The organism is Paenibacillus sp. FSL L8-0333 (assembly GCF_037965665.1).
Lineage (GTDB): Bacteria > Bacillota > Bacilli > Paenibacillales > Paenibacillaceae > Paenibacillus_AQ > Paenibacillus_AQ odorifer.
Genome location: NZ_CP150186.1, coordinates 1053741 through 1070434 on the forward strand (window position 1 = coordinate 1053741; position 16694 = coordinate 1070434).

Here is a 16694-nt window from a genome sequence, read left to right on the forward strand (position 1 = left end):
TAATAGATATGATTATGGATGTCAAAATAAGATACTACATACTGGAAAAGGTGCAGACTCTATCAATCTAGTCGTCTGCTTAAAAGGGAAGTCCGGTGCATGAGTCCGGCGCGGTCCCGCCACTGTATGTGCGGAGTTTTTCTTCTATAAGCCACTGCCCCGAAGGTAGGGTGGGAAGGTGAAGAACAGCGATGAAGCATCAGCCAGGAGACCTGCCTTTTTCGTGAGCGTTTCTATTCTTCGTGGGGTAAGAATGTGGAACATATACAGATGGACTGTTGGCAGGAAGCAAGCGCCGCAGCCTCGATTTGTAATCTTCCCTGACCGCCCTCTAAAGGGGCGGTCTTTATGTTATGCGTCTTATTCCCAGCAGTACCCATTCTTATACAGAAAGAGGTTAAACAATGAAGAAAATCATGTCTTCCAAGTTTGTAGCACTTGGGCTGGCCCTATTCATGGTCATTTCAATTCTAGGAACATCTCTTGCTCCGGCAGGACAAATATTTGCAGAAGCGAGCGCTGGCGCCGGTCTGGAGGCAACTGCTGCGGAGCGGATTAATGTTGCGGATGCGACTTATGCGGCTGCAGAATATCTCTTGAAAGGTGGCGTACAATCAGATTGGCAAGCCATTGGCTTAGCGCAAGCAGGATATAAGCTGCCAGCCAGTTACCATTCAGAGCTTGAGAAAAAAGTAAAGGATGCAGCTGGCAATTTCGCCAATGTAACCGATTATGCTCGAATCGTGCTCGCAGTGAGAGCGATTGGTGCAGATCCTACTAGCTTTGCTGGTAATGGATCAACTCCTGGCTATAATCTGATTGAGAAAATTTATAATAATAGCAAGCTCGGTGAACAGACGCTTAATAATCCGGTATATGCTTTACTTGCGCTGGATTCTGGTAAATATAATATCCCAAGTGACGCGAAATGGACGGCGGATAAGCTCCTTACGGAGATTCTCTCCAAACAGAATCCGGATGGGGGCTTTGCATTAACCTCAGGCGCAAGTGAGCCTGATATGACAGCGATAACCTTGACGGCTCTGGCGGCACATAAAAATAATCCTGAAGCCTACTTAGCAGGGCTACAAGCCGTAGCTTGGTTATCTGCAGCTCAAGATAGCCATGGGGGTTACGGTGACAGTGCTGAAAGTAGCGCACAAGCAATCCTTGGACTCACATCCTTCGGAGTTGATCCTAGTGGATTAGAATACACCAAAAACAAAGTGGATCTAATGGAGAACCTGCTTAGCTATCGTCTAGCTGATGGTAGCTTCACCCATAGCCGTGGTGGAAGCAGTAATGTTCTGGCGACAGAGCAAGGACTTCAGGCGCTGGTTGCGTATAATTTGCTGTATAAAGGAAGCAACAGTAAGCTATACGATTTTTCCAAATCCTCCGTTCAGAGCTCACTCATCTACGCTCCTGTAACGATTGAGGGACCACGGGCCACGTTGGCACAAGGGTACGCCTATGCTGGCAACGCACTTGGAGCGTTAGAGAAGCTGGCGCTTCAAACGAACTTGCCGATCACGAATCCTTCGGGCAGTTATGTGACTGGCATCGGAAGTATTGCTGCTGGAAGCTTTGGTGGTTATGACGGATGGATGTATGTTGTATCACGTGACGGAAAATGGATTAATCCCGATGTAGGCATGAGTGATTTTGTACTTAAAGATTCAGATCAGGTACTGGTTTATTATGCCGGAGATGACACTAAGCTTGTGGATTCCGTTACCCTTTCCAAAGCAAATCTTAAAGAGGGCGATTCTTTTAACGTCATTGTAACTAGTAAGACGTGGAAATGGGACGCTGCTACGAACACTTCCTCTCCTGTAACTGCAAAAGCTGCGGGTGTTCAGGTCCAAATTGGAGCTCAGACGGTAACGACGAATGCTAAAGGTGAGGCCGTATTCTCAGGAAATGTGCCCGCAGGTGACTATACACTGACTGTAACTGGCTACCGCGAAGGTAAAGCGCCAACGGTTGCTAAATATACAAAAGCTATAAAGGTAATTTCTAAGAATGTAACAGCTTCACTTACCGTTGAAGGCCCGGAAGGATTGATTAGTGAAGGGACTTTAAAAGCCTCCAATGCTCTTGAAGCGTTGCAGCAACTAGGGTCTACCGATGATTTTAAAGTAGATATCACCAAATCGTCTTATGGCAACTTTGTATCAGGTATCCATGGAGTTTCGCAAGGTACTTACGACGGATGGTGGAGCTTCGTAGTATCACGCGGCGGGGAGTGGATATATCCAAGTGTGGGTATGGATGCGTTCGAACTACAGGAATCCGATCGTGTGCTTGTCTATTATGCAGGTGAAAATACACAGGTTATAGATTCTGTGGCGCTTTCCCCAACGCAGCCAAAAGCTAATGAAGCTTTTACCGTAAAGGTTTCTCAGAAAAAGTGGGTGTGGAATCAGGACAGCTTCACTTCTGATCCGGTTACCTCACCAGCAGCAGGTGTGCAGGTTTCGATTGGTGATAAGAAGGTAATCACGAATGAACAAGGTGTAGCTGTTGTTGATGGGGGTCTCCCGGCAAATAGCTATACAATGACTGTTACCGGCTATGCTAAAGACAGCGTACCGAGCGTAGCGCGTTATACTCAGTCTCTGACTGTTGGATCGTCTGTTATTGCTCCAGTTAAAGCTACCGCTACCCTTTCAGTGATTGGAGATAGCCGGAAGGGAACCATCCTAGCCAGTACAACAGTAGCTCTAAAAGAGGGCGAAACGGCTTATAGCTTACTAGTCAGTCAATTAGGCACCAAGGTAGTATCATCCGGCAACGTTGGAAGCATCTACGTGAAATCTATTGACGGATTGGCTGAATTTGACGGAGGCCCAAGCAGCGGATGGAAGTATAAAACGAACCGGGATGCTGATCCAAGCATCAGTGCAGACAGTTATATTTTGCAGAACGGTGATACTTTGTACTGGTACTATACCTCTGGAGAATAAGGAAGAGGAATGATTAATTAGGCGGGCACAGGGATTCGGAGTAATAGCGGATCGGGTGCCCGCCCTTTTATTTTTTTGGAAAAGTCGTTTTATGACAATATATACTTTTATTCGACACAATATTTAAAAAATCATCAAACTCTTAGCCCTTCCGACCGATAAAAATAGATAGATCATAAGATAATGTGAAGGCGGAGTGTAGATGAAAAATTTGAAAGTGAAATACAAAATAGGGTTGCTTTTGGTATTCGCTGTAATCATGGTGAATGTTGTAGGTGGCATAGGCATCATCACGATGACCCGAATGGCCGAAAAAACAAATGAGACATATAATGAAAATTTATTGCCTGTTTCTTACGTAGGGCAGATGCGTACGAATAATCGGGCTATTGAATCCTATCTTTTGGAGCGTTTGATTAGCGTAAATGCCAGCAAAAACAAAGAACTTTCTGAGAGTATTCAAGTGAAGGTTCAGGATAATAATGAACTTATGAACAAGGTGAAAGCGATTCAGTATAATGATCCTGCTATTGTAAGTAAAATCAAAGAGTATGAGTCCTTTTTGCCAGATTATCGTGCACAGCGGGATAACATTATAAAGATTGCTGATAGTAATCATAATCAAGAGGCCTATAAAGTATTTTCAGGCGAATTTAACGAATCCCGTGAAAAAATGATCAACCTACTTAAAGGAATTAGTGATTCTTTGCTTAAAGATGCTGATGAACACAATTCAGATTCCATGGCAACCGCTAAAAGCATGCGGGTAAACAATACCATAATGATTACGTTCGCCTGGGTGATTTGTTTCGTAATTAGTATTGCAATTATTCGACTGATAACAAAACCCCTTAAAGAACTGCAAGGACTAATGAAGCGGGCAGAAGATGGAGATTTGACCGTGGTAGCAACGTACACCGCCAAGGATGAGATCGGCCAAATTAACAGTTCATTTAACAATATGCTGCAGGGCTTGCGGAAGATGATGCAAGGGATTGCAGAGAGTGCAGAACTGCTGTCAGCTTCATCGGAAGAGATGAGCGCTAGTGCTGAGCAGACCTCATTGGCTTCACAAATGATCGCTGTATCTTCTGGAGAGATTGCCGCGGGTTTTGATGAACAGACAGAGAGCATTAACAATACAACACGTTCCATAAAAGCAATGACCAATGATATTGCAGCCGTAGAGGGCAGCAGCTATGAAATGTCGGATCTAATGGGCGTAGTTTCCGGTTCATCGGATCGTGGAGTAGAGGCTGTAGACCAAATCATTGTGCAGATGAAGGAAATTGACCTCAGTGTAACTCAGAGTCAGGAGATTGTTTCTAATCTGGGGACATTGTCACAAGAGATTAATACAATTATTACAACGATTAACGGTATTGCTACACAGACGAATCTGCTTGCGCTCAACGCTTCTATAGAAGCAGCACGGGCCGGTGAGCATGGACGGGGATTTGCTGTAGTTGCTGGAGAAATTCGTAATCTGGCGGAAGCAACTAGAAATAGTTCTTTGCGGGTTACAGATATTATTACACATATCCAAAAGCAAACCGAAAGCGCAGTAGAATCCATGGCTTTGGGTACTGAGCTAGTCACCAATGGCGTAGTTCAAAGTCATCTGGTATCTCAAGCGTTTCATGAGATTCAGACTTCCATTAAAGAAGCTACCCTGCAGACAGCGGAGATCAGAGAAGCGGTTGCTCATGTCGCCTTAGAATCACAAGGTGTGGCAGCAGCTATGGAACAGGTCAACGTTATATCAAGTAAAGGGGCGGAGGGTGTTCAGGACACAAGTGCAGCGAGTCAGGAGCAACTATCCGCAATGGAGGAAATGTCGGCTTCAGCTCAGTATTTAGCGGTGCTGGCAGAAGATCTGCAAAAAACATTGTCCAGCTTCAAACTATAGGCTTCTTAATATTGTTAAAACCAGCAGAGCAGCGGTTCTCCAGTAACGGAGATCGCTGCTCTGCTGTTTGTGGTTTTAGCAGATTGGGAGCAAGCGCGAGCCAGCTGATCTCAGTTGGTCAAGGTGGGAGAGATGTAAGTTGGTTTCAGTAGCTCAGGAGCGGATAGATGTAAGTTGGTTTCAGTAGGTTGCGGGCAAACATATGCTATGTGACCTCCAGCGACACTATTGGTAGGCAAGACAGAGGGATGGAAACAATAAAAACTTCGGCGATGATCGGTATGCTCGTACCCCGTAACCTGTAAACCGTACCCCGTACCCCGTACCCCGTAACCTGTAAACCGTAAACCGTACCCCGTACCCCGTACCCCGTACCCCGTACCCCGTACCCCGTACCCCGTACCCCGTACCCCGTACCCCGTACCCCGTACCCCGTACCCTGTACCCCGTACCCTGTACCCTGTACCCTGTACCCCGTAACCCTAGTGTCCCCGGCTGTTCTCTAGTTTTTTAAACACACTATCTACTTGATATTCCCCAGTTTAATGTCATCTGTGTCCGATAATGTGGGCTTATGCTTACCCCCACGGGCTATCGGACACAGCCGCCGCTATTTGCCCATTTATCACCATTGGAGCGATGTTTCGGACACCAGCGCAGCTATTGGTGTGGAAAACGCTGAAAACTGGTTTATTTCGCATCAATAGCGGCTATTGGCCCGATAGCATCCGAAATATAGCTAAATCCAGCAATTAAGGTCATCTGGGTCCGATAACGTGGGCTTATGCTTACCCCCACAGGCTATCGGACACAGCCGCCGCTATTTGCCCATTTATCGCCATTGGGGCGAAGTTTCGGACACCAGCGCAGCTATTGGTGTGGAAAACGCTGAAAACTGGTTTATTTCGCATCAATAGCGGCTATGAGGTCCGATAGCGTCCGAAATATAGCTAAATCCAGCAATTAAGGTCATCTGGGTCCGATAGAAAAACTCGGGAGCGCGAATGTGATCGGATTAAATAAAAATTAGTTTTTAGATCAAGACCTGAAAAAAAGAGGGCATCCCAACAGCTAGTTCACAGCTGTTGGAATGCCCTCTTGATTTTTAATAAAAACTCAGCGTGTATCCTTCCAGAAATTCAGAGGTTTCAGATCTGAGCTAATGACGTGGAATGTATATCCTTCTTTTTTCAATGACTCTAAAATACGAGGAAGCACTTTAAGTGTAGCCTTTTGATCATGCATCAGAATAACTGGATTGGTCTGCGATTTCTGCAGCTTATGAACCTGATTCATAACCGAATTATAGATCGTCGTACTAGCATCCTTGTATTTCCAATCCTCAGAGTCCACGTTCCAATCCCACAGATGATAACCTTGAGCCAACACTTTATCTCTAAAGGACTTTGTGAAATAAGGTTTGCTTCCATAAGGAGGACGAATTAGTGTGGTGCTTTGACCTGTAATCTTTTTCAAAATGGCGTTATCGTTATCCATCTCACCCAGTGCAGCGGCAGGTGAAGCATAAAACTTCTCTTTCCGGTGCGTCATTCCATGCAATGCGAGACCATGCCCTTCATTCGCAATCCGTTTCACTTGCGCAGTATGCTGGTTCATATTCGGTCCGATCATGAAAAAAGTTGCCTTCGCATCATATTTTGCCAAAATATCAAGCAATGTAGAAGTAGTGGCCGTTGGTCCATCATCAAAGGTGAGGTATACGGTCTTACCTTGCTTCCCAACAGTTGGCGTAGAAGTTCCAGGAGTTGCGGTTGGCTTCATTTCCTTTTTAAATTTACTCACAAATGTTGCATCATCTAATGTAGCTGAGCCATCTTTTACACGCAATAAATTTTGATCTGCTTTAAAGGAAATTCCGAAACCAAGATAAGAAGTCAATTTCAGTGGAACCATGGTTTTTCCGTTTTTCAAAAATGTATTCATGGATATGGTCTTTCCATCGCTTAGAGTAGCTGTTGCATGATCATTCAGCAGTTTGATTGATCTGTTCTGACCTGTAACTTTTATCCCATCACTCACTCCAGTTAGCGTTAAATTAAGTTCCTGTGACAGATCACGTAGAGGAACGTAATAGGTATCTTTTACCGAAACTGCTTCAATAGTTGTTAACTTATCGTTCACACCTAACCTAAGGGAGCCTGCACCTGCTGCATTCACTGAATCTATCGCTCGTATTGATCCAGAACCTATGAATAATACGATTAATAATAGCCATACTTTCTTTAAAGACATCGTCAAAAATCTCCTATCTATGTATATTTGTCTATTACCTTATCATACATTGATAGAATGAAATTTGAGAGATTGTAACCCCCAGCAGAATAATTTGTTACCTTTTAGTAGTTAACTGTGATTTCAACCACAATCATAAAAAGCACGTAACTCCGGCTAAATACTGACGCATCAACAAAAATGGTTAAAATAACCCCGTTTTGCGCAAAATAGATGTGTCCAAATTAGCAACTTTAGTAAACTATTGAACAAAGTTTGAACGGAATTTTTCAACCCATAAACAGCGCCGTTACAGTGATCTTTATCATACTATTAGAAACTTGTAACAAATTGATCACACATATTTAACTTGTTCGCCATTATTAAGGTCTTTTTTAGGCTAAATGGAAAAATAAGTCTTTTGCTTTCTTCCCCATAAATTCTTACTATATATAAAGGTTAATGTTGAGGGTTAATAAAAGAAGTATTGAAGGAAGGAGCTTAAGCATGAACAAAAAGGGACCGTTATACGCTTTATTTCTCAGCCTAATTTTACTCTTGCCAGGATGCAGTTCAATCGCTGTTCTGAATCCGAAGGGGCCGGCTGCAAGAACTTTATCTGACACGATCATTCTCTCCATTGTTATGATGCTCGGTGTTCTGGCAGTTGTCTACATCTTATATGTCTTCGTTCTTTTGAAATACCGTGCTAAAAAAAGCAACGAAGATTATATTCCTCCTCACGAGGAAGGAAACAAATGGCTGGAGGCTATCTGGATTACCATTCCGATTATTATCGTGGCATTCCTCTCCGTAGTCACCGTCAAAACAACAGTAGATGTAGAAAATGTTGCAGCGGATTATAAAGATCAGAAACCGCTTGTAATCTATGCTTCCTCCTCTAACTGGAAATGGCATTTCAGCTATCCAGAAGAAGGTATCGAAACAGTAAACTACGTTAACATTCCAGTTCACCGCGCTGTAGAGTTCAGATTGTATTCTTTCGGTACAATCTCAAGTCTTTGGATCCCACAATTGGGAGGACAAAAATACGCGATGAGCGACATGATCACAACCTTGCATCTTTCAGCTGATACTGTAGGTTCTTATGTCGGAAGAAATGCGAACTTTAATGGTAAGGGCTTTGCCCACATGGAGTTTGAAACACTTGCGATGACAGATAAGGATTATCAGGAATGGGTGAAAGACGTTAAAGAAACGGCGGGTCCACTGACGGAAGATGAATTTAAAGGTCTTTTGGAAATGGAACATGTCGGACGTAAAACGTATACGAATACTCACTTATCCTTTAGCCCGCCTCCGGGAAGCCATGGTGACCATATGAGTAATGGTGGCACTGAAATGGATACGGATAACGGAAGCATGGAGCATCAGGATAATAAAGAAATTCACCCGACTCCAGCACCATCCAGTGAGACGGAATTCAACACCGAGCCTAATCCAGAACTGGATGAGCCGACACCTAGTTCTCCATTAGAAGAGAGCACAACACATGACGGACACTAGTCAATGTTAATTGAACAACTTGAAAGGAGCGATTCCTAATGGATTGGGATAAATTTAAGGTCCACGGCGAACCCTTGATATACGGAGCTATGGCAAGTATTGTTCTGGCTACGATCGGGATTATTGTCGGCCTGACCTATTTTAAAAAATGGGGATATTTATGGCGCGAATGGTTGACTACTGTTGACCACAAACGTATTGGGATTATGTATATCCTCGCAGCATTGCTTATGCTTTTCCGCGGCGGCGTTGACGCTATTATGATGAAGCTGCAAACAGCAGCCCCGGACATGAAATTTCTTGACGCACAGCATTATAACGAGGTATTTACAACACACGGCTTGATTATGATCCTTTTTATGGCCATGCCGTTTATTATCGGTCTGATGAATGTTATCGTTCCGCTGCAAATCGGCGCTAGAGACGTTGCCTTCCCGCGTCTGAACGCTGTCAGCTTCTGGCTCTTCTTCTTTGGAGCTATGCTGCTTAACATTTCGTTTGTTATCGGGGGATCGCCAGATGCTGGTTGGTCCGCATATTTCCCGCTAGCAAGTCTAGAGTTCAGTCCAACGGTGGGTAATAACTATTACTCGCTCGCATTACAAATTTCAGGTATTGGTACGCTCATCACAGGCGTTAACTTTATTGTAACGATTCTGAAAATGCGTGCACCAGGCATGAAGTTGATGAAAATGCCGATGTTTACTTGGTCCGTATTGATCACCAACGTAATTATCGTATTCGCATTCCCTGTGCTTACGGTAGCACTTGCGTTGATGATGTTCGACCGGCTGTTCGGCTCTCAATTCTTTACGATGGCCAATGGCGGTATGGATATGTTATGGGCCAACCTTTTCTGGGTATGGGGTCACCCTGAAGTATATATCGTTGTCTTACCGGCATTCGGTATTTATAGTGAAATTATCGCCACCTTCTCTAAAAAGAACCTGTATGGATATACATCCATGGTATTCAGTATGTTGATCATTTCCCTCTTGTCCTTCTTAGTATGGGCTCACCATTTCTATACAATGGGTCAAGGTGCTATGGTTAACAGCTTCTTCTCGATTACAACCATGGCCATTGCCGTACCAACAGGTGTGAAAATATTTAACTGGCTATTCACCTTACGAAAAGGGCGAATAACCTTTACGACACCTATGCTATACACCCTGGCCTTTATTCCGATCTTTACGATTGGTGGGGTAACAGGTGTCATGCTGGCTATGGCCAGTGCCGATTACCAGTACCATAATACGATGTTCCTGGTTGCCCATTTCCACTACGTTCTTATTCCAGGTGCGGTCTTTGCCGTTATCGCAGGTTTCCATTACTGGTTCCCTAAAGTATTCGGTTTCCGTCTGAATGAACGTCTTGGCAAGCATGCCTTCTGGTGGATTATTATTTCCTTTAACGTATCGTTCTTCCCGCTGTTTATTCTCGGACTTAAGGGTATGACCCGTCGACAATACACATATTCTGCGGACACTGGATTTGGCCCGCTGAGTATGGTTTCATTTGTAGGTGCGATCGGTCTCGCGATTGGATTTGTAATCCTGGTTTATAACATTTACTGGAGTACTCGTTACGAACCAAGAGATACTGATGGCGACCCATGGGATGCACGTACTTTGGAGTGGGCAACGAAAAGCCCGATTCCAGCTTACAACTTCGCAGTGGTTCCAAATGTAAAAACACGCGATGCATACTGGTCTGCTAAACAAGATAAAGTACCACTTTTTGAAGATAAGATTACTAAGATTCATATGCCTAGCAACACAGGAAAACCATTTATTCTGGGTGTTATCTTCTTCATCGCAGGGTTCTCTCTGGTCTTCAGTCTTTGGATTCCAGCGATCCTCTCTGGAGTAGGTATCCTCATTGTTCTAGCTGCTATGTCCTTTGATCGGGATCACGGATTCTACATCCCAGCAGAAGAAGTTATTGCTACTGAAAAGAAATTGCGGGGTGAGACAGTATGAAAATAGATGCGTCTAAGCCGCTTGAATACTCAACAGAAGAGAATAGTAATAAAATCTTTGGCTTCTGGGTTTTTCTAGGAGCGGAGATTGCACTGTTCGCTACGTTGTTCACTGTTTACTTTGTAATGGTAGACCGTTTTGCCAGCGGCCCTAGCGGGCCGGAGCTTTTCGAAATTGGTCCGGTGATGATCGAAACATTGCTGCTGCTGACAAGTTCGTTTACGATTGGTCTTGCGGTTCATGCCATGCGGCATGGTTACCAAAAAGCCATGATGGTCTTTTTCGGACTAACCCTTCTAATGGGTCTCGGCTTCCTTGGTATCGAAATCATGGAGTTTGTCACTTATGTTCACGAAGGGGCTACACTTCAAACCAGTGGTTTCCTATCCAGTCTCTTTGTACTGCTGGGAACACACGGAGCTCACGTATCGTTCGGGTTCCTGTGGGGTGCGGCTATTCTAATCCAGTTGAAGCGTCAAGGTATTAATCCGGCTACGGCCAATAAATCCTTTATCTTCTCGCTGTACTGGCATTTCTTGGACGTTGTCTGGATCTTTATTTTCAGCTTCGTCTATCTGAAAGGACTGATGTAGCATGATGAAGCAATTGTTTCCAATTCGCCATGTGATGGGTTTCTTAGCCTCTCTTGTCCTTTCTGTGGCTGCACTTGCTGTAATCTACCTTGATCTATCCAACACTGCGAACATGGCAATACTGCTTGTTACAGCCCTCATTCAGGCTTCCTTGCAGCTCTTCCTGTTCATGCATATTGGTGAATCAGCAGATACCAAGAAAGAACTTTACATCAATATCGCCTATGCCTTATTCGTTGGTTTAGTTACGATATTCGGTACGCTCTTCATCTTCGTATGGGGCTGGTATGCTTAATTACAGTAACTAATACTCAAAGGGACGTCTTCTATGCCTAAATGGCTTAGGGACGTCTCTTTTTTTTGGTTTACTTAGGAGGTTTGTTGTAGCGGATGCCCGGAAATGGGCATCTTCCCAGGCAATAGCTGCACTGGAGTCCGAAACTTCGCTCAAAAGGCGGAAAATGTGCGAATGGGGTCATCTGGGTCCGAAAGCCCCGTGAGACAAGGGTGGCTCGGCGCGATCGGACTCAGATGAGCTTAAAAGCGGAAATCAGCGGCTTTTGAGTCCGAGAGCCCCGTGAGACAAGGGTGGCTCGGTGCGATCGGATTCAGATGACCTTAAAAGCAGGAATCAGCGTCATTTGGAGTTGTAACGGACCCCAAAGTCGCTATTGTTGTGAAAAACGCGCAAAATGAGCGCCTTTCTTGGCAATAGCTGCACAGGAGTCCGAAACTTCGCTCAAAAGACGAAAAATGTGCGAATAGGGTCATCTGGGTCCGAAAGCTAGCGGGGATAAGGAGGCTCGGCGCGATTGGACTCAGATGAGCTTAAAAGCAGGAATCAGCGTCATTTGGAGTTGTAACAGACCCCAAAGCCGCTATTGGTGTGAAAAACGCGCAAAATGAGCGCCTTCCTAGGCAATAGCTGCACAGGAGTCCGAAACTTTGCTCAAAAGACGAAAAATGTGCGAATAGCGTCATCTGGGTCCGAAAGCCACGGGAGATAGGGGGGCTTGGCGCTGTCAACCTCAGGTGAACTTAAAAGCAGGAATCAGCGTCATTTGTGTCCGAAAGCCACGGGGATGAGGATGGCTCGGCGCAATCGGACGTAATTTTGATTAATAACAAGGGATAGATAGATCCCCAAAGGATAATCTTGGGGATTTTTTGTTGACATATAAATCAAACTGTATTAATAATAGTAGTACAGTTAATACACACCAAAATGGATTTAATGCAAGATAGTGGAAGGAGGAAGGTTATGTTCGAACTGGACGTTCGTAGTCGGAAGCCGATTTATGAGCAGCTGACCGATAAGGTCAAGGAGATGATTCTGCATGGTATTTTGCAGACGGATGAACAGCTACCTTCTGTAAGGACTTTATCCCAGCAGCTAACCGTGAATCCCAATACGATTCAGAAGGCTTACCGTGAATTGGAACGTGAGGGGTATATCTATTCATTACAGGGGAAAGGAAGTTTTGTAGCCCCGATGAAAAAAGAACAAAATGCGATCAAAAAAGCGGAAGTCCGGAATGAGTTGCTGAGGCTGATGGCGGAGGCGGTATACCTTGGGTTCACCGCAGCTGAGATTAGTTCTTTGTACCAACAAGTGGAGAAGCAAAGAGAAGGAGGGAAGAGTGATGATTGAGATTCGAGGAGTCAGCAAGTTATTTCAAGGCGAGAAGGCAGTCGACGATATCTCTTTAACGGTACATAAAGGAACAATTTATGGGCTGCTCGGCTCTAATGGCGCGGGCAAAACTACGCTGCTCAAAACATTGGCGGGCATCTACTCTCCAGATAAGGGGACCGTGCGGGTGGATGGTGAAGCAGTATTCGAACACCCGACGACTAAGCAACGGGTTATTTTTATGCCGGATGCTCCTTATTTTTTCCCACAATCGACCATGCTGCAAATGGCGGCCTTCTATCGCTCGATTTATCCGAGCTGGAATCAGAAGCGTTTTGGAGATTTGGGAACCGTATTTCAGCTCGATAAAAAGCGCAAACTCAGTCGTTTCTCCAAAGGGATGCAGCGGCAAGCGTCATTCTGGTTGTGTTTAAGCTGTATGCCGGATGTGCTGATTATGGATGAACCGATTGACGGATTAGATCCGGTGATGCGGCGTCAGATCAAAAACCTGCTATTTCAGGAGGTTGCTGAACGCGAGCTGACGGTAATCATATCTTCGCATAACCTTCGTGAGATTGAAGATCTGTGCGATCATGTCGGGATTATGCATGGTGGGAAGATGTTGATTGAGAAGGATCTGGATGATCTTAAGGCGGATACACATAAGATTCAAGTGGCGTTTCGGGATGAACGGCATGAGATTCCGTTAGTTGCCAAGTTACAAGTTCTGCATCAAGAGCGCCGGGGAAGTGTGAACCTATATATTGTAAAAGGGGATCGTGAACGGATCAAAGCGGCTTTTCAGGTGTACGAGCCATACGTATTCGATTTGCTTCCATTGACGTTAGAAGAGATTTTTATTTATGAAATGGGGGATGTCGGATATGACGCGCAGCCATTACTACTTTAATAGCAGTATTTTTCGCCAGAACTTCCGCCAGCATGGCTGGATAGGGATTATATATGCACTCGGCTTATTATTCGCTCTTCCATTGCAGCTCTTCATGAGCAACAATCCGGATGCAAAACCGCAGGAAATTGATCATTTATTTCGCATAGCTGGTAGTGTGCAAGCCTTATTTATCATTACGATCCCAGTTGCCGCAGGACTATTCTTATTCCGATACCTTCAGGCAAAATCACCCGCAGATCATTGGCATAGCCTGCCTTTACGCAGAGAGCATTTATTTACAGCTCATCTGACGAGTGGACTTACCTTACTGTTGCTGCCTGTTTGGTTAACTGCTGGGGTGGTTGCCGTTATTAAGCCATGGAGTGGGAATTTTTATATTTTTCAAGGCGCAGATCTTTGGCAATGGTGTATCACAGTTAGTATTCTGACTTTGTTCCTCTTCTGCTTTAGTGTTTTTGTGGGAATATGTACGGGCCAATCTATTCTTCAGGGAATTATCATTTATATTTTGCTTATTCTTCCTGCTGTACTGATCTCATTAATCCACAGCCATTTAGCCATGTATCTTTATGGTTATGCAAATGCAAATTCTAACTTGCATGATTCCAATTCGCAGATATGGTCTCCTTTTGTTCATATCGTGTATTATTTTACCGGCAAACCCTTCACCAATACAGAATTATGGATTTATGGGGTATTGGCACTTCTATTTATTGGGTTGTCCTACCTGTTATACCGTAAGCGTAATACGGAAAAAGCGGGTCAGGCTATTGCTTTTGGATATTTCAATCCACTGTTTAAAGCAGGGGTAATGTTATGTGCCATGCTTATTGCCGGTAATTATTTTGCGCAAATGAAGCAACAGCAAATGGGCTGGGTGATTAGTGGATATGCCATCGGAGCCATTATTGGTTATGTTGCCGCAGAAATGATTGTTCGGAAAACATGGCAGATTATGACGCGTAAAGTGGTAGCCGAGTTTGCAGTTTATGCAGTAATGTTGGGATTACTTCTGTATATCCCGGTATCAAGTGTTACGGGGTATGAAGCCAGAGTGCCTTCCGGTGATAAGATTAGCGGAGTATATATGGGAGCTAACTACCGGTTGTATACCCCAACGGATGATTTGTACACTACACCCTACATGGGGCAGAACCCTTTTTCCGATGATAAAGATTATATAGAAGCTGTCCGTAAACTTCATCAAACGGTAGTTGCAGTACGTCCAGATCATACGTCACGACAATATGTTTATGAATATTTTACTCTGGCTTATCAATTGGAGAACGGCGACAAGCTAGTGAGGGAATACTGGATCCCTAAAAAGGGGTTTGAATCAGAGCTCAAAGCGGTTAAGGAGACCGAAGCTTACAAGTATGAAAAGTATAATTTAGCTCTCTTAGACAAAGACCTGGATTTTATGTGGGTTACTAACAGGAATAAAAAAGTAGCCATCTCGGATCCCGGGGAAATTTCAGAGCTAAAGCAGATTATCAAACGCGAAATTTCGAATATGTCCTACGAAGTACAGATAGATAAGGACGGAAAACCTGATGTGGCTAATATCCAAGTAGAGGTAAAGGTAAAAGAGAACAGTAATCAAGTTTCTACAGATTATGGTTATTATTATCCGTGGAAGTCAACTTTTCATGAGTTAGAGAAATGGATGAACGAAAAAGGTTATGCCGATAAAATACGAATAACAGCTGAAGATATCCAATCGGCAGAGATTATAAAAGATGATTATATGGACGAGAAAACACCTAAGAACCCTACTAGTCCTGAACAAAGAGTAGCGCTTGCGCGTGAAAAGAATCGTACGGCTGTTACGAAGGATAAGGTTCTATTAACAGATGTTTTGGCCCATCATTTCCATTATGGTGTTGAGAATGGCAACTACATTGTGAAGTTGATGTACAAAGAGGGTTATAGCGATTTCGTAATGTTAAAAGAATCAGATATGACATCTGAATTGAAAGCATTGCTGAAATAAGCTAAGAAGTAAGTAAAAGATTACAGATAAAAGATTACAGATAAAAGACTACTGGTTGACATAAACTGGATAGTTGGATTATGCTTTTGGAGATAGGATAAGGATGAAATGGACCTTTCAGGTCAGCCTCTGAACCAGTATATTCGTTTCCGGTAAAATAACATTGCTGTATTAACTGGTAAGGAGTTCTGTATTTAGGTGAAGCCCGACCATGGACGAAAGAGTCCATGGTCTTTTTTTGCATATTAAGAGGTAATACATGGATGTGCGATTGCTGTAATGCCTCTGGAGTCTGCTTCGGCAGATCTTTTACTGTAGAATAATATAAATAGGGAACATTGAGGTGGAAATATAATGTTAAGCAATACAGCGGAAGTATCGTTAAGTAAATTTATGACTAAGCTGCTGCGGCATACCCCAGAGCAATATGGTCTTATTTTGGATCCAGAGGATGGTTCCTGTAGGTTGGATGATTTGCTGTCTGTTATTGTCAGCACTCCTAGATGGTCAGAGGTGACTGTGGGAGATATTCGGCAAGTGGTCGCAGGCTGCGACAAGCAACGATTGGAAATCGTTGATGACCGGATCAAAGCCCGGTACGGGCATAGCCATACAAAAATCACTTATGAGCCGGGGACTCCGCCTGCTGTACTTTTTCACGGAACTCATTCTGGTGTGCTTTCTGTGATTTTGGAGGAGGGACTCCAATCGATGGGACGGCAGTATGTTCATTTGTCTGAAGGGACTCATTTTGCCAGTTTAGCCGGAAGTCGCAGAGGGAAATTGATATTGTTAACCGTTGATACGATTAGAGCGGGTCAAATGGGTGCAACCTTTTATAATGCGGGTAATAAGGTTTGGTTGGCAGGTCATATACCGCCTTCATGTCTTAAAGTGTATACCCCGTAAGTTGAACTAGATCGACGTTTGGTTAGGAGGC

The 16694-nt window shown here is 44.0% G+C and carries 11 protein-coding genes and 1 riboswitch; of the genes, 10 read left to right on the top strand and 1 reads right to left on the bottom strand.

The genetic code is table 11. The features are described 5' to 3' along the window. Positions 1–31 precede the first annotated feature (31 nt). A riboswitch (cobalamin riboswitch) is annotated at positions 32–235 on the top strand. A gap of 169 nt (positions 236–404) precedes the next feature. Next, positions 405–2969, top strand: coding sequence for a DUF4430 domain-containing protein (locus tag NYE72_RS04520; RefSeq protein ID WP_339211408.1), 2565 nt, complete (start codon positions 405–407; stop codon positions 2967–2969). A gap of 202 nt (positions 2970–3171) precedes the next feature. Then, positions 3172–4878, top strand: a complete 1707-nt coding sequence (locus NYE72_RS04525; RefSeq protein WP_076104212.1) for a methyl-accepting chemotaxis protein — start codon at positions 3172–3174, stop codon at positions 4876–4878. A 1116-nt stretch (positions 4879–5994) separates the two neighbouring features. On the opposite strand, the gene NYE72_RS04530 is transcribed toward NYE72_RS04525, so the two are convergent. Continuing rightward, positions 5995–7131 (bottom strand): polysaccharide deacetylase family protein, encoded by a 1137-nt coding sequence (locus NYE72_RS04530; protein WP_339211410.1) that lies wholly within the window; start codon positions 7129–7131, stop codon positions 5995–5997. Between the two features lie 486 nt (positions 7132–7617). Here NYE72_RS04530 and qoxA point away from each other — a divergent pair, with 486 nt between their 5' ends. The 8 genes from qoxA to NYE72_RS04570 all read left to right on the top strand — a co-directional run bounded on the left by qoxA (position 7618) and on the right by NYE72_RS04570 (position 16663). Next, a complete protein-coding gene (gene qoxA, locus NYE72_RS04535) occupies positions 7618–8637 on the top strand; it encodes a cytochrome aa3 quinol oxidase subunit II (RefSeq protein ID WP_036680822.1) in 1020 nt (339 codons plus the stop codon). Positions 8638–8675: 38 nt separating this feature from the next. Then, positions 8676–10619 carry a cytochrome aa3 quinol oxidase subunit I gene (qoxB, locus tag NYE72_RS04540; RefSeq protein ID WP_036680823.1) on the top strand — a complete coding sequence of 648 codons (1944 nt, stop codon included), beginning with the start codon at positions 8676–8678 and terminating at the stop codon, positions 10617–10619. Next, a complete protein-coding gene (gene qoxC, locus NYE72_RS04545) occupies positions 10616–11212 on the top strand; it encodes a cytochrome aa3 quinol oxidase subunit III (RefSeq protein ID WP_036680826.1) in 597 nt (198 codons plus the stop codon). Before qoxB ends, qoxC begins: the two co-directional genes overlap by 4 nt. A 4-nt stretch (positions 11213–11216) precedes the next feature. Next, entirely contained in the window at positions 11217–11507 is a 291-nt protein-coding gene (gene qoxD, locus NYE72_RS04550) for a cytochrome aa3 quinol oxidase subunit IV (RefSeq protein WP_036680878.1), read from the top strand. Between the two features lie 966 nt (positions 11508–12473). Then, positions 12474–12863, top strand: coding sequence for a GntR family transcriptional regulator (locus NYE72_RS04555; protein ID WP_036680827.1), 390 nt, complete (start codon positions 12474–12476; stop codon positions 12861–12863). Continuing rightward, positions 12856–13758 (top strand): ABC transporter ATP-binding protein, encoded by a 903-nt coding sequence (locus tag NYE72_RS04560; RefSeq protein ID WP_076179885.1) that lies wholly within the window; start codon positions 12856–12858, stop codon positions 13756–13758. Before NYE72_RS04555 ends, NYE72_RS04560 begins: the two co-directional genes overlap by 8 nt. Beyond that, positions 13712–15754: a hypothetical protein gene (locus NYE72_RS04565; RefSeq protein ID WP_179087421.1), complete on the top strand. Its 2043-nt coding sequence runs from the start codon at positions 13712–13714 to the stop codon at positions 15752–15754. Before NYE72_RS04560 ends, NYE72_RS04565 begins: the two co-directional genes overlap by 47 nt. Before the next feature lie 354 nt (positions 15755–16108). Continuing rightward, positions 16109–16663: an RNA 2'-phosphotransferase gene (locus NYE72_RS04570; RefSeq protein ID WP_038568875.1), complete on the top strand. Its 555-nt coding sequence runs from the start codon at positions 16109–16111 to the stop codon at positions 16661–16663. The last annotated feature ends 31 nt before the right edge of the window (positions 16664–16694 follow it).